This is a genomic window from Mesorhizobium sp. WSM4809 (assembly GCF_055811655.1).
This window is the reverse complement of record NZ_JBVVQW010000013.1, coordinates 88,574-103,099: the sequence shown is the minus strand read 5'-3', so window position 1 is coordinate 103,099 and position 14,526 is coordinate 88,574. Positions and strand designations below refer to the sequence as shown.

Below are 14,526 nucleotides of genomic sequence, written 5' to 3'. Positions count from 1 at the left end.
ATGCAAGGTGCGTCTGTCCGTGTCGCCGGCGGAATATCCGCTGCCGAGATCGTGTTACCTATTGTGATACGTATTGTGATACAAACGACACCCGGCAAGATGGAAAATGTAACAAAAACAGCTAGTGACGGGCTGAGTGATCCCAGCCAACGGTACCATCGGGTTTTTCCTGTAAGTAATTGATTGGTTGGACGAATTTACGAAATTGCTCTGGCCCTTGAGCCATTTTGGCGGTTTTGTGATACCTATTGCATTCCGGCCTTCGCGCTCAAGGTTCAGACCAGTTGGGCCGGCCTGCGAATAAGCATGCTCGCCAACGATTTCTCGGGAACTGCTTGCAACACTCGCCAGGCCGGCGGTTTCAGGACTCATTGTCCAGGGCTCTTCCAAACCCGCGATCTGCCGCCGTCCTTGTCGGCAAGCACTAGCTGACGATCAATCTCCTCGCGTGGTATCGACATTTCACGGCGGCCAGATATCGCTGCCCAGATCTCGCTGCCAGCGTGGACCGGATGTCGCCGCAGCATACCAAGAAGGACGGTGCTCTTTGACAATCTTCCCCTTCACCGAAGCCACCCCGATCCAGTTCCAGCAGCCCCTGCCGAAGACTTCGGACGTCGTGATCATCGGCGGCGGGGTCATTGGCGTGAGCACGGCACTGTTCCTGGCGCGACGGAACGTCTCGGTGACGCTGCTGGAAAAGGGCCGCATCGCCGCCGAGCAATCCTCGCGCAATTGGGGCTGGATCCGGCAGCAAGGCCGCGATGCCGACGAACTGCCGATCGTCATCGAAGCGCAGCGCCTCTGGCGGCAACTGGCGCAGGAATGTGGCGAGGACATAGGACTGAAGCAGACGGGCGTTACCTATCTTGCGCGGACAGACAAGGAGATGGCCGGTTTCGCCAAGTTTCTCGATATTGCCCAGGCTCATGGCGTCGACACGTGTCTCCTCGACCAAGGTGAGTTGGCAAGCCTGATCCCTGCCATGTCGCGACCGTTCAAAGGGGCAATGATCACCCCATCGGACATGCGGGCGGAACCTTGGGTCGCGGTGCCCGCGCTTGCTCGCCTGGCGGCCCGCGAAGGTGTGACGATCATCGAGAATTGCGCGGCACGTATGCTCGACATCTCCGCGGGACGCATCAGTGGCGTCTGGACCGAGAAAGGGCACATCGCGACCTCGAGCGTCGTCGTCGCCAGCGGCGCGTGGACGTCGCTCTTTCTGCGCGCCCACGGCATCTCGATTCCGCAGCTCAGCGTCAGGGCGACCGTCGCCGCGACAGCACCGATGCCGGAAATCCACACCGGTGCCGCCGCGGATGAATGCATCGCTTTCCGGCGCAGGCAGGATGGCGGGTATACGCTCGCATCGGGAGGCAGTAGCCAACTCTACATAGGGCCGGACGCATTTCGCCATGCGGGCAAATATTTCAGCGCCCTGATGGCCAATCCCTTCGGCACGCGCTACCTGCCGGCCGCGCCGCGAGGATACCCGGATGGCTGGTCGACGCCGCGCAGATGGAACGCGGATGAAGAAAGCCCTTTCGAACGGATGCGGGTCCTCAATCCCGCTCCCGAGACGTCGGCGCTTCGCGCCATCGACCGCGGGTTCAGGGAGCTTTTCCCTCAGTTCACGACTGTGCCGATCAAGGCGAGCTGGGCGGGCATGATCGATGCGATGCCTGATGTCGTGCCCATCGTCGATCGCGCCGCTGCGATCCCAGGTCTCGTCATAGCGACCGGGATGAGTGGTCACGGCTTCGGCATCGGACCCGGCATTGGCCGTGTGCTGTCCGACCTCGTCCAAGGCAACGAGACCGGGCACAATCTCTACAGGTTCCGTCAATCCCGTTTCAGCGACGGCAGTCCGATCCGATTGGGGCCATCGCTGTAAGCGTTCCTGCCGCCCGCCAGCCCATCCGCTCTGGCCTTGAACAACCGGACGAAGGGTTCAGGTGCCGCATGCCCCGGCGTAGGCCTCGATGCTCCGCCGGACGTGACCGATCGCGATCTCCTCGACGTCGCAGGCGCGGTCAGCCCATGTGACTGCAGAAGGCAGGTGCTGGAGAAACAGCGTCACCGGCACCTTGCGGCCGTTCAACGTATCGAAGAGACGGTTGCAGGCGGCACGGGCTTGCGGGATCGCCCAATAATATCGGATGCGATCGGAATAGGAGTAGTGGCGCAGCGTCCGCTTGTCGGCATCGCTTCCATGATAGTGGCTTGCCCAATTCTTGGGGGTGGCTTGCATCTGCTCTTCCATGGCGTGGTAAAGCGGCCGCTCGCCATAGCCAGGCACCAGGTCGGAAGCGATCAGGTCGAGCGCGTACAGCGCCTCGCGCAGTTTGAAGGTCAGCTCGGGGCCGACCTTGAGGATGGCGAAGCCGTCCTCGACGAGTTCACGCAGCGGCCTCTCGCCCTGATAGTCCGTCGAATGAGCTTCGAAAATGAGCGACGGCAATGTGCTCAGAGTTGCCGCCAGGTCGCTGGCCTTGGTCCGATCGTAGAAAATCACATTCTGGTTGCCGAACTCCACGCCCGGCTGCACGACAAGCCCGATGACGCGGGAAAATGCGCTTTCAAGCCCGGCGGTTTGGAATGCCTGGGCGTGAATGGCATGTGTCTGGCGAGCGGCCTCCGGACTGGTCGGGGTGATCGCATCCAAAGCGTGATCGGCGCCGCCGGGCGGCGGCACCTCCGTGCCGATGATGTAGACCGGGTTGGCCCCGCCGCTCTGCGCTGCCGCCTGCTCCGCGACGCCCGCCAGCCTGACCGCGCGCCCGGCCACCGTGTGGTCGTCTAGCGCCGCCGGTTCACCCGCGCAGCCCATCGAGGCATCGAGGTGGATCTTGCGGAAGCCGGCGCGGACATAGGCATCGATCATCGTCCCGGCCTGCGCCATCGCCTCCTCGGCGGGCCGGTCTCTCCAGGGATTGGGGCCGAGATGATCCCCGCCAAGCACGATCAGCTCTTGCGGGCACTGCTCGGCTGCCGCGAGCGCTTCCACCATCGCCGCGAAATCGGCCGGCGTCATGCCCGTATAACCACCCAGATGATTGACCTGATTACACGTCGCCTCGATCAGGACGGTGGTGCCGGTTTCCCGCCCGTGGCGCAGTGCGGCTTTCAGCACCAATGGGTGCGCCGAACACACCGAGGTCACCCCGATTTTCTTCCCGTCCCTGTGCAGGTCCGGCAAATCGTCGATCGCCACACGCATCAATTTCTTCTCGCCGTTCTTGCCATGAAATCTTCCAGCTCGGCCGGCGTGCCGGCTCCCTCCATGGGACCGAGGCGTGTGACGTTGCGCGCCCCTGCCGCGTTGGCGAATTCGAGCGCCGTCTGCAGCGCCATCCCCAGCCGCCGGCATGCGACATAGGCTCCCCCGAAACAGTCGCCGGCGCCGGTGGGGTCCGTTTCCTCGACGATGAGGCCGGGGCAATCGGCGCGGGCTCCGGTGCTTTGACGGGCTGACGCGCCATGTTCGCCGCGCTTCACGGCGATCTCCTTGACCCCTCGTCTGAACAGCGCCTCGATTGCGCGTTCCTCGCCGTCCATGCCGGCGGCCAGGAACAATTCATTGCCCGACGGCAGCAGCAGGTCCGCTTCGTCCACCAGGCCGGCGAATTTCTCCTCGGTCTGGCCGTGCGCCAGCAATTCCTTGCGCAGGTTCGGATCGAGCGACATCGTGCCGCCGCGTGCCTTGATCAGCGGGATCGCGCGTTCGGTGATCGCCCAGGCTGCGGGACTTGCGAACACCGTTCCCATGACGTGGATATGCCCGCAACGCGCGATCAGCGCCTCGACCTGCGGGGTCCATTCCAGCCGGGCGGCGGCGGATTTGGCGATGTTGTAGACAAAATCGCGGCTCCCGTCCGTGCGGTAGCGAACGAAGGCGCTGCCGGTCGGATAATCCGCGGAAACAGCGATGGCGGAAATGTCTACGCCGTCCCGCTTCAGGCGCTCCATGTTGACCACGCCGAAATCGTCGTCGCCCACCACGCCCACCATTGCCGCCGCTCCGCCCATACGCGCGCATTGATCGATGAAGATGGCGGGCGCGCCGCTCGGAAAGGGGCCAATGAGGTCGATCGGTTCCCGGAAACCGGTGCCGGTCTGCCTCGCGACGATCTCTACCAGGATTTCTCCAATCGTCACGGTTGGCCCGAGCGAGTCCGCTGCAAGTGTTTGGGGGAGGTCGTTCATCAAGCGTCCAATCCTGGGTGTGGTGTCGTTCGCGGTTTCACGACGCCGAGGCGCAAGAGGATTCCTACCGGATCGATGTGAATCGATCAGCTGCCATCACGCTACAAACCTGCATGCATGGTCAAGCGCACACTTGGAACGACGCGCAAACCCTCAGCTGGGAAACAGGTCCAGGATCGACGACAGGCGGTTGGTGCTGAGATCGACGTCGCCGAGCAGGACGCCACTGGGGAGATAGCCGACCACGAACAGACCAGCGGCCCGTGCTGCCTTGGTACCGGTGCGGCTGTCTTCCACGGCCACTACGGACCCTGGAGCTATGGCGAGCTGCCGGCAGGCCTCGCGATAGGGCGTTGGGTCGGGTTTGCCGACCGACACGTCGTCGAGGCTGATTGTGAGACTCATATGGTCGAGCACGCCGAGCGCATCGAGATTGGCATTGACGACTTGCCGGCCGGAATTCGAGACGCAGACCTGCGGGACGCCGCGGTCAGCCAGGGTCCGAATCGTCTCGACCGCCTCGGGGATCGGGACGGCGTTCGCCCGGTTCGCGACGTAGTGGGCATTGATAGCGGCGAGCCACTCCGCCTGGTCGAGCCCGACCGGGAGACGCGGACGCAGCGTTGTCCAGACGTCGCCCATATGGATGCCGCGAAAGGCTTGGTCGGGCAGGTCGTCAAGATCGACGTTCCAGTTGCGGCAGCCGGCGAGGAGGGATTGATGATGCAACGGCTCGCTGTCGATCAGCGTTCCGTCGATGTCCCAGGCGACGGCGCGATACATCACGATGACGATCCCGCTCTGGTCGCGCCAGGAGCCGACAGGCGCGCATAAAGATCGCGATAGCGGCGATAGCCGTCGCGGTAGATGTCAGCCTTGCGTGGGTCGGGATCGAGCCGGTCGGCGAAGCTGACGAAACCGGAAACGCCCGACCAGTCGTCGGTCAGGCCGACGCCGATCGCCGCCGTCCAGGCAGCGCCGATACAAGAGCCGGGGTGCCCGGTCAGGCGTTGGACCGGCTTTTGCAGGACATCCGCGACAATCTGCATCCAGACCTTGCTGCTTGAGCCGCCGTCGGAGGCGAGATAGCGCTCGGTCCGGTGGCCCATGTCGTTGAGCACCTCGATATGATGCGCGATGGCGAAGGCATAGGCCTCGAGCAAAGCGCGCCAGACATGGCCGATATCGTGCGACAGCGTCAGCCCATCGATCACGCCACGAGCCGCTGGATCATGGATCGGCGTCTTCTCGCCGAGGAAGTAGGGCAGGACGGTGAGGCCGTCGGCACCGGCGGGACGCTCTGCCGCCAGCGCATCGAGCCGCTGGTGTACCGAAATGCCATCGGCCTGTGCCGTGACCATCTCGCCGCCGGCGAAATTGCGTACGAACCAGTTGAGGCCCGAGCCGCCGGTCGACATACAGCCATTGGGCATGAACAGGCCCGGCACCAGGTGGTAATCGAGATACATGCGGGGATCTGGCTTGATCTGATCGGTGGCGATCAGGATATCGACCGAGCCGCCGAATTTCAGGAGGACATCGCCTGCTTTGGCAACTCCGGCGCCGAGCGCGGAAGCGATCATGTCGGCCGCACCACCGACGACAGGTGTTCCCGCCATCAGGCCGGTCTCATCCGCGGCCTTCGCCGAGACGGAGCCGAGGATCTCATGCGAGGCGATCTTTCGTGGCACGGCCGAGCGCGGTATGTGGGCGAGCGCCACCAGGTCGTCGTCGATCCGGTGCGTCGAAACATCGACGAAGCCGGCCTCCAGCGCCCAGTTCTGCTCGACCGCACGTTCACCGGTGAGGCGCCAGTTGATATAGTCATAGGAGCCGAAAACGGTGGCGATGCGGCTGAACACCTTCGGCTCGTGACGCTCTATCCAGCGCAGCTTTGCGGTGACCAGCTGTTGGTTGATGCCGTTGCCGGCCTTGGCGATGAAAGCCGCCTCATCGCATTCGGTCCGCAGTTCGGCCACTTCGGCGCCACAGCGGCCGTCGCTCTGCTGAATGCTCGGTCGCAGCACCTCGCCCTGCTCGTCCAGAAGAACGACCGCCGGCAGCATGCCGGTGGTGCCGATCGCCACGATCTCTTCGGCCTTGATGCCGCTGGTCCTCAGCAACTCCTGCACGATGTCGCGGACATTGGTCCACCATTGCGCGGGATCTTCCTCGGCCCAGCCCGCATGCTCGGAATGCAGCGTGACGGGGCGCGAGGCGAGGCCCAGCACCTGATCGGGAAGCCGGATCAGAATGCCGATCGTCGAGGTGGTGCCGATATCGAGACCGAGAACGAACGCCATGTCGAATCCATTGAAATGCCGGGAAGGGCAGGCGGGCGAACCTGTCTGCCTCGTCGTGTCCCGCTGCTCGATACCAGTCGATCATTCCGGACGCCGGCCCGCAACGATCGATATGATCACCGCGAGCCGGCGCGATGGCCGGCATCGCCGTGGAAGCCGTTCTCAGCGCAAAGTGGCGACAACGTCCATGAAGCGCTTGACCCGATCGCCGTCGACGGCGTTCCAGGTATTGCCATCGATCTTGAAATGGGTCCCGATCACGACCCCGCTCGCCAGCGAAAGGACATCGCGGACATTGTCGATGTTCACGCCGGTGTTGGCGAAGACCGGCACGTCCTTGATCGTCTCGCAGACGCTGCGCAGGTGGGACTGGTCGGCCGGCTGGCCAGTGATCGGACCGGAAACGAGGATGGCGTCGGCCATCGACGAGAACACCGCGCTCTTGGCGCGCAATTCAATAGGACGCTGGTCGAGCGAGTGTGCGAACTCTGCATTGATGTTGAAGAGAAGCTTCATGTCGTCGCGGCCAAGATTGTGCCGCAGGCGCGAGGCGGCGGCGCAATCGGGCTCCCACAGGCCCATGTCGGAAGCAAACAGGCCGGTGAAGATCTCGCGCACGAAACGGGCTCCGGTGGCCGCCCCGATCGCGACGCTGGCAGTCGGGTCCCAGAGATAATTGACGCCAAACGGCACCTTCAGCTCGGGTTTCACCGCCTGGACGATCGCGGTCATGGCGGCAATGCCTTCGGGCGGCGCCTTGAAGACATAGGGGCGGTCGTTCTCGTTGCCGAACATGATGGCATCGACGCCGCCGCTCTGCAGCTTGCGGATGTCGGAGAGCACGCCATCGATCAGCTTGTCGAGGCCGCCATCGGCATCATAGAGGGGCGTTCCCGGCAGGGCACCGATATGTGCCATCGAGATGACAGCCTTCTTCTTGTCGCCGAAAAATTCAAATACCATCGAGTCGTCTCCTTGGGGATAAAGTGAAAATGTTGCGCCTCAGTCGCGCGTCAGCGGCGGCGCGATGCGCAGGTCGACCTTGGCCGCGGCGAGCGCTGCGGCGATCTTGGCCGGCGGCTCGGCATCGGTGATGAGGATGTCGATGTCCGACAGTGGCGCTATCCGCACCAGCGACATGCGCAGGAATTTGGCGGAATCGCAGAGCACGATCTTGGTGCCTGAGCGTCTGAGATAGGCGCGCTTCATGTCGGTATCATCGAAGGAATAGTCGAAGAGGCCGTCCGCCGTGATGCCGGAGACGCCGATCACGGCGACGTCGAACCACAGCGCCTCGAACTGGGCGATGGCCGCGGGTCCGCCGGTCGACATCTCGTCGGCTCGTACGCGGCCGCCGGCAACATAGACTTCGGGCACACCGCCGTTCAGCGCCGCCGCGATCCTGAGGCTGTTGGTGAACACCTTGGCGTGCGGAAGGTCCTTGAGGTGCTCGGCCATCAGATAGGTGGTGGTGCCGACATCCAATGCGATCGTGCGGTATCCCGAAACCAAGGCGGCCGCGGCGGCGGCAATCGCGGCCTTCGGGTCACGGCGCTGGCGCAAGCGCGAATCGAAACTCGGCTCCTCACTGTCCATGGTGACCAGCGGCGGGTTGTCGGCCTCGATCGCGCCGCCATGGATTCGCACCAGCCTGCCCTCGCGTTCCAGTTCGACGAGATCGCGGCGGATCGTCATGTCGGAAACGGCGAGTTCGGCCGCTGCCGCAGCGACGGTGAGCGACCCCGTGCGGCGCAGGAAAGCCAGGATGCGTGCCTGTCGATCGTGCGCGAGAAGGCGCTGACGGTCGGCATCGCGCGGTGCGCCATGCGTGGACGATAGAGGAGAGGCGGTGTCGTCGGCCATCGATGTATCCGGTGGGTAAGCCGCTGACGAAGCGGTCTGCAACTTCAACTCTACCGTATGATCAAACATTTTCAAACAAAAATATGTTTGCAGTGTTCGAATTTATTGGTATGCATCTCCATATCAACAGAACGCATTCCGCCACCAAGCAGAGAGAATACGACCATGCCGGCTGCCTCCGTCATTCCTCCAGTGCTTGCCGAACTCGCGGGCAAGCGTGCCTTTGTGACGGGTGGCGGCGCGGGGATCGGTCGCGCGATCGCGACCGCCCTGACGCGGCAGGGTGTCGCCGTGGCGATCGGCGATCTGGATCCCGACGCGGCGCGCAAGGCGGCCGAGGAGATTGGCGGCGGTGCCGCCGCCGTCACGGTCGATGTTCGCCGTCGCGATTCCGTCGAGGCGGCCTTTGCCACTGTGCTGGAAGCGCTAGGCGGCTGCGATATCCTGATTGCCAATGCCGGCGTGTCCACCATGCAGCACGCGCTCGATCTGACCGACGAGGAGTGGGACTTCAACTTCTCGGTCAATGCGCGCGGGGTATTCCTCGCAAATCAGATCGCTGGACGGCATTTTGTCAAGCAAGGCACGGGCTGCATCGTCAACACCGCCTCGCTTGCCGCGAAGGTCGGTGCGCCGCTCCTGGCGCATTATTCGGCATCCAAGTTCGCCGTGCTCGGCTGGACGCAGGCCTTTGCCCGCGAGCTCGCGCCCAAGGGAATCCGCGTCAATGCCGTCTGCCCGGGGTTCGTCAAGACCGGCATGCAATCGCGCGAAGTCGAATGGGAGGCGCATCTGCGGCAGGTCACGCCCGAACGGGTGGTCGCCGACTATATCGCGCAGACGCCGCTCGGCCGGCTCGAACTGCCGGAGGATGTCGCCGACGTCGTCGTGTTCCTCTGCTCGGATCAAGCCCGCTTCATGACTGGCCAGGGCGTCAACGTGACCGGCGGCGTCTACATGACCTGACGGCTTTTGGCGGCTGTAACCGGATCCTGATGCTGGCACGCGCCATCGAAAAAAGTGAACACATATGATCAGAAGGCAGGCTTTCAATGTTACATTTTGTTCTCTAAGATGACCGTTCGCTCGACTTCGGCCTTCGGCGTTCAGCCGGGTCAGACGGGTTCATGAGGAAAGTCTATGGCGTCTATCGAGCTCGATCGCGTTTCCAAGCTCTACGGCAATGGCAATTACGGGGTGCATGAGGTCGATCTCACCATTCCCGATGGTGAATTCGTGATCTTTCTCGGCCCGTCGGGATGCGGCAAGTCGACGACGCTGCGGATGATTGCCGGCCTGGAGAGTATCTCCTCCGGCGATCTTCGCATCGGTGGCAAGAGCGTCGCCAATGTCGCGCCGCGCGACCGCAACGTCGCGGTGGTTTTCCAGAGCTACGCGCTCTATCCGCATATGTCGGTGCGGCAGAACATGGCTTTCGGGCTGAAGATGCGCGGCACCGACGCAGCAGTGATCGATGCCAAGATTGCCGACGCCGCGAACCTGCTCGGTTTGCAGAATCTTCTCGGCCGCAAGCCGGCAGCGCTTTCGGGCGGCCAGCGTCAGCGTGTCGCGCTCGGCCGGGCGATCGTTCGCGAACCGGCGGCCTTCCTGCTTGACGAACCGCTGTCCAACCTCGATGCGCAGCTGCGTGCCGAGATGCGGCTCGAACTCGTCAAGCTGCACCGACGCCTCGGCCGCACCATCGTCCATGTCACGCACGACCAGGTCGAGGCCATGACCATGGGCGATCGCATATGCATCATGCGCGATGGTCGCCTGGTCCAGGCCGGCCGGCCGCTTGAAGTCTATGCCGACCCGGTCAACACCTTCGTCGCGCGCTTCCTGGCGACGCCGCCGATGAACCTCATTCCGGCCACGCTCCAGGCCGCACCTGGCGAAGGGCTCTCCGTCCTGACCGATAGTGGTGCCGTGCTTGCCGTCCCTGCCCGCCACCGCAACGTCTATGGCGAGCGTGTCGGGCGCCGCGTCATTCTGGGCGTGCGGGCTGAGGATTTCCATGAAAGCCCCGACAAGCCGGACTGGCAGAAGATTGCCGTACGGGTCGTGGCCGTCGAGGCCCTCGGCGCCGAGAACGTCCTGATCGGCCAGATTGCCGGTCAGGCCACCGGCACGGACGATGCCCGCCCCGCCGGAGGCGACAAGCCGTTGGAGATCGCCGCCCGCCTGAGCCGTTATTTCACGGCGCCCGTCGGCTCGATCGTCGAACTCTACATCGACCCGCTGCCGATGCACCTGTTTGATCCCGAAACCGAACTGGTGATCGCGCGGCCGAGCCTCATGGGGGCCACTCGATGACCAGCATGGACAGAAACGAGCGGCCGGCCTTTCGTCGCCGCTTCGGCCTGCATTTCGGGCTGATTGTCGTTTGCGCCATCGTGCTGCTGCCGCCGCTCTGGGTGCTGCGGACGAGCTTCGTGCCCGAGCAGCTATCCTACAGCAACGAGCTGATGCCGGCCTTTACGACGGACAATTATTCGGCGCTCCTGTCGAGCCGCTTCGGTCAGTCCTACCTCAACAGCCTGATCGTCGCGCTCGGTTCGGTTCTGCTCGCATTGCCTTTTGCCGCCACCACCGGTTATGCCTTCGCCCGCTTCCGTACGGGCGGTCGGTGGGCGCGTTTTGCCGTTCTGGCGACGCAAATGCTGCCGCCCGTGGCGCTGGTGCTGCCGACCTTCACGCTGTTCCGAAGCCTGGAGCTCAGCAATTCGCTGACCGGGCTGATCATCGTCTATGCCGCGCTCAACCTGCCTTTCCTGACCTGGATCCTGATGGGCTTCTTCGAAGGCATTCCAGTCGATCTGGAGTGGGCGGCGATGACCGACGGCGCGACCGCCTGGGGCGCCTTCTGGCGCATTGTGCTGCCGGTGTCGATGCCCGGTATCGCGGCCGCCGGCGTCCTCGGCTTCATCCTGGCGTGGAATGAGTTTTTGTTTGCCCTGGTTTTGAGCGGGCCGAAGACGGCGACCATACCGGTTGCGCTCGCCGCGTTGCAGACCTCGAACGGCGTTCAGATCGCCAAGGTCTCTGCCGGCGTCGTCCTTGCCATCCTGCCGCTGGTCGTGGCGTCCCGCTTCATCCAGCGTTTCATCGTCCAGGGCTTGACGTTCGGCAGCGTGAAATAGGCCGGCCGCTCCGAGAGCCGACATGGCTCGCTAGTCGGTTATGAAATCGTGACGGGATCACCGCCGCGTCCAGAGGGAAAGAGGAGTAGAGAGTTATGACTTGGAACAAGCAGACCTTGATCAAAATGCTGATGACGGCCGTGAGCGGGGCAGCTGTTGTCAGCGCATCGCTTCCGGCCAGGGCGGCTGAGCCCATCACCTTGCACGCCTTGATGGAGGACGTGCCGGAAACCAAGATCATCGAAGCGCTGTTGCCCGAATTCGAGAAGCAGACCGGCATCAAGGTCGAGTTCGAGAAGATCGGCTATCCCGACATGCACGACAAGCTGGTGTCCCAGCTGACCGCGCCGCAGAGCTACTACAATGTGCTCGAGGTCGACTTCCTGTGGGCCGGCGAATTTCCGGCCGCCGGCTGGCTCGCCGATCTGAAACCCTTCGTCGAGAAATCCAAATACGATCTAGGCCCCTTCATTCCCTCGACGCTTGACCTGCTCGGCCGGACCAAGGATCAGCTGTTCCTGGTGCCCATGTACAACTACTCGATGGGCCTCCTCTACCGCACGGACCTGATCGGCGACGAGAAGCTCAAGGCCGCCTACAAGACGGCAACCGGCAAGGAACTCGCTTTGCCGACGACCCTCGAAGACTATGTGGCGATTTCCAAATTCATGAAGGCCAATGCCGGCGTCGCCGGAGCCGCGATGCAGGGCCAGCGCGGCGATCCCAACAGCATGGAATTCTCCAATTACCTGTTCTCCGCCGGCGGCAGCTATCTCAATGCCGACGGCAAGGCGAGCCTCGACACGGCAGAGGCCAAGAAGGCGCTCGATCTCTATGTCGACAACATCCAGCATGGCGCCCAGCAGGGTGCCATATCGGCGACACTCGATGACACCATGCGCCTGATGTGCAGCGGTTCCGCCTTCAGCATGGTCACCTATTGGTGGATGCTGCCGCAGATGGACGATGCCGTGAAGTGTCCGACGGTCGCCGGCAAGGTCGGCCTGTCGGTGATGCCGGGTGGCCATGGCGAAAGCGGCGGTTGGGGCTGGGGCATTCCCAAGAACACGTCGCCGGAAGAGCAGGAAGCCGCCTGGACCTTCATACAGTGGGTGCAGAGCAAGGATGTTTCGGTGAAGCGCGCGCTCGAGGGCCACGCGCCGGTGCGCAGCGATGTCTATGCCGATGCGGCGGTGCTGGCGAAATATCCCTTCTACAAGACCGCCGAGGATGTGGTGGCGACCGGCAAGTCGTTCCCGATCTTCACCTATTCGGCGCAATACGAGGATCTGCTCGGTACCCAGCTCTCGCTGGCGGCTGGCGGCCAGGCGACATCGGACGCGGCGCTGAAGGCGGCTTCCGACGGCTTGCAGGGGCTCCTCGACAAATAGCGGTCCGGCTCGGCAAGGAGATCCGGCGCGGCGGTGCCAGCCGCGCCGGATCTTGTCAGACCCCGGATCTTGACGAGATCAGCAACCGACCAAGGCTCGGCCACGATGCACAATGCGATCAAAAAAGGATGGGCTGCCCGTGGCCGCGAGTGGCGGACCGGCTGGGCCTTTGCCTTGCCCGGCCTGTTGCTGCTGGCGATCGTGATGGGCTTTCCGCTGGCCTATGCCTGCATCCTCTCGATTTCCTCGATGACCTTGATCAAGCCGCAGCTTCTGCCGCTTGTCGGGTTCAAGAATTTCGCCTCGATGATCGGTGATGAGCTGTTCTGGAACGCGCTCTGGCTCACCGTGCGCTATTCGGCGGTGACGGTGGTCGGCGAGTTCGTGATCGGGCTGGGCATCGCCCTGATGCTCAACCGGACGGTCCGGATGAAGCCGGTCTATTTCGCGGTTCTGACCATTCCCATGGCGATGTCGCCGATCAGCGTCGCCCTGATCTGGCGCATGCTGCTCCAGCCCAATCTCGGCATCGCCAATCATCTGATGGAAACGTTCGGCCTGCCGCGCCTCGACTGGCTAGGCACGCCAGGCATGGCGCTCTGGACGATGGCGGCGATCGACATCTGGCAGCAAATGTCCTTCGTCGTGCTGATCCTCGCCGCGGGGCTCGCAGCTTTGCCGCGAGATCCCTATGAGGCGGCTGAAGTGGACGGCGCACGCGGCTGGCAGCAATTCTTCTACATCACCCTGCCGATGCTGCGGCCGGTCGCGGCGATCACCATCATCATCCAGCTGATCAACGAGTTCCGGACCTACGATCTGCCCTATGTCCTGACCAAGGGCGGGCCTGGCAACGCGACCGAAGTGCTGAGCTTCTTTGCCTATCGCCGTGCCTTTCTCGGCCTTTCGCTCAACGAAGGCGCGGCCGCCGCGTTCGTGCTGCTGCTGATCGTCCTTCTGCTCACCGTGATCTTCTTTGCCGTCCTCGAACGCTCGCAATCGGGAGAGGGCCGTAAGTAGGCTGTTAAGCCTTGAGCAATCTATACGGCCTATCCTGGCTTGCAGATTGTCGAGGGAACATGAAACGCCAGCCGCTTCTGCTTTTCGCCTTTCCGTTTCTCATTCTGGCGGTCCTGGCAGGGGAGCGCATGGCGACCTTGTTGCTGGGCACCTATCCGGCCAGCCCCACCGCATGGTGGCTATGGCTTGAACTGCGCCCTCTGTCGACGGTGCTTTGGCAGCAGGTCGATGTCTGGCTGGGCGGCTCCATGGCTATCGACGCCGTCATTCTTGCCGCCGCAGCGATCGTCTGCTGGGTGGCGTGCCACGCCAAAAGATCGGCATCCTCGTTCCTCGCCAACCATGTCGCCCTGATTTTCGCTGGCCTGATGATCGCCGTCGGCAGCCATTCGGAAACGGCCAGCACGATTGCCGAATTCACCTCGCCCAAGGGTCTTCCGTATTCGCTGGCCGTCGATTTCACCTTGAAGAACAGCCTGGTGTTGCTTTTGGGCATCGTGGCCTGTGCCTACTGCCACATCGCCTTCCTCACTGAGGCGCGGGAGCGGTCCGTCCGGGCCATCCGCATCCTGGCGCTGCAGCGCGATCTCTAGAGCAATG

The 14,526-nt window shown here is 63.3% G+C and carries 13 protein-coding genes; 7 read left to right on the top strand and 6 right to left on the bottom strand.

All coding sequences use genetic code 11. The annotated features are described in order from the left end of the window. Positions 1-547: 547 nt before the first annotated feature. On the top strand, positions 548-1,894 hold the full coding sequence (locus AC0L24_RS25560) for an NAD(P)/FAD-dependent oxidoreductase (RefSeq protein WP_127807822.1): 1,347 nt from the start codon (positions 548-550) through the stop codon (positions 1,892-1,894). A gap of 57 nt (positions 1,895-1,951) precedes the next feature. On the opposite strand, the gene AC0L24_RS25555 is transcribed toward AC0L24_RS25560, so the two are convergent. From AC0L24_RS25555 to AC0L24_RS25530, 6 genes are all read right to left on the bottom strand, one after another. Next, the gene (locus AC0L24_RS25555; protein ID WP_127807821.1) at positions 1,952-3,220 is read right to left on the bottom strand and encodes a D-tagatose-bisphosphate aldolase, class II, non-catalytic subunit; all 1,269 of its coding nucleotides are present in this window, start codon (positions 3,218-3,220) and stop codon (positions 1,952-1,954) included. After that, on the bottom strand, positions 3,220-4,206 hold the full coding sequence (locus tag AC0L24_RS25550) for a tagatose kinase (protein ID WP_127807820.1): 987 nt from the start codon (positions 4,204-4,206) through the stop codon (positions 3,220-3,222). The genes AC0L24_RS25555 and AC0L24_RS25550 overlap by 1 nt, the downstream gene beginning before the upstream one ends. Before the next feature lie 153 nt (positions 4,207-4,359). Next, complete coding sequence (locus tag AC0L24_RS25545) at positions 4,360-4,989, bottom strand: HAD family hydrolase (protein WP_127807819.1); 630 nt, start codon at positions 4,987-4,989, stop codon at positions 4,360-4,362. Further along, a complete protein-coding gene (locus tag AC0L24_RS25540; protein ID WP_473564271.1) occupies positions 4,989-6,509 on the bottom strand; it encodes an FGGY-family carbohydrate kinase in 1,521 nt (506 codons plus the stop codon). Before AC0L24_RS25540 ends, AC0L24_RS25545 begins: the two co-directional genes overlap by 1 nt. A 162-nt stretch (positions 6,510-6,671) precedes the next feature. Then, entirely contained in the window at positions 6,672-7,472 is an 801-nt protein-coding gene (locus tag AC0L24_RS25535) for a BtpA/SgcQ family protein (RefSeq protein WP_023809131.1), read from the bottom strand. Positions 7,473-7,511: 39 nt separating this feature from the next. Then, complete coding sequence (locus AC0L24_RS25530) at positions 7,512-8,372, bottom strand: DeoR/GlpR family DNA-binding transcription regulator (protein WP_292679216.1); 861 nt, start codon at positions 8,370-8,372, stop codon at positions 7,512-7,514. A gap of 165 nt (positions 8,373-8,537) precedes the next feature. On the opposite strand from AC0L24_RS25530, the gene AC0L24_RS25525 reads away from it, so the two are divergent. The 6 genes from AC0L24_RS25525 (at position 8,538) to AC0L24_RS25500 (ending at position 14,519) form a co-directional block, all read left to right on the top strand. Next, entirely contained in the window at positions 8,538-9,338 is an 801-nt protein-coding gene (locus AC0L24_RS25525; RefSeq protein ID WP_127318852.1) for an SDR family NAD(P)-dependent oxidoreductase, read from the top strand. 174 nt (positions 9,339-9,512) lie between these two features. Then, positions 9,513-10,688: an ABC transporter ATP-binding protein gene (locus AC0L24_RS25520; RefSeq protein WP_473564270.1), complete on the top strand. Its 1,176-nt coding sequence runs from the start codon at positions 9,513-9,515 to the stop codon at positions 10,686-10,688. Then, the gene (locus AC0L24_RS25515) at positions 10,685-11,515 is read left to right on the top strand and encodes a carbohydrate ABC transporter permease (protein WP_013530271.1); all 831 of its coding nucleotides are present in this window, start codon (positions 10,685-10,687) and stop codon (positions 11,513-11,515) included. Before AC0L24_RS25520 ends, AC0L24_RS25515 begins: the two co-directional genes overlap by 4 nt. A 95-nt stretch (positions 11,516-11,610) precedes the next feature. After that, positions 11,611-12,906 carry an ABC transporter substrate-binding protein gene (locus tag AC0L24_RS25510; protein WP_128307608.1) on the top strand — a complete coding sequence of 432 codons (1,296 nt, stop codon included), beginning with the start codon at positions 11,611-11,613 and terminating at the stop codon, positions 12,904-12,906. Positions 12,907-13,011: 105 nt separating this feature from the next. Continuing rightward, the gene (locus tag AC0L24_RS25505; protein WP_127395315.1) at positions 13,012-13,926 is read left to right on the top strand and encodes a carbohydrate ABC transporter permease; all 915 of its coding nucleotides are present in this window, start codon (positions 13,012-13,014) and stop codon (positions 13,924-13,926) included. Between the two features lie 59 nt (positions 13,927-13,985). Next, positions 13,986-14,519 (top strand): hypothetical protein, encoded by a 534-nt coding sequence (locus AC0L24_RS25500; RefSeq protein ID WP_292136929.1) that lies wholly within the window; start codon positions 13,986-13,988, stop codon positions 14,517-14,519. Positions 14,520-14,526: the final 7 nt, after the last annotated feature.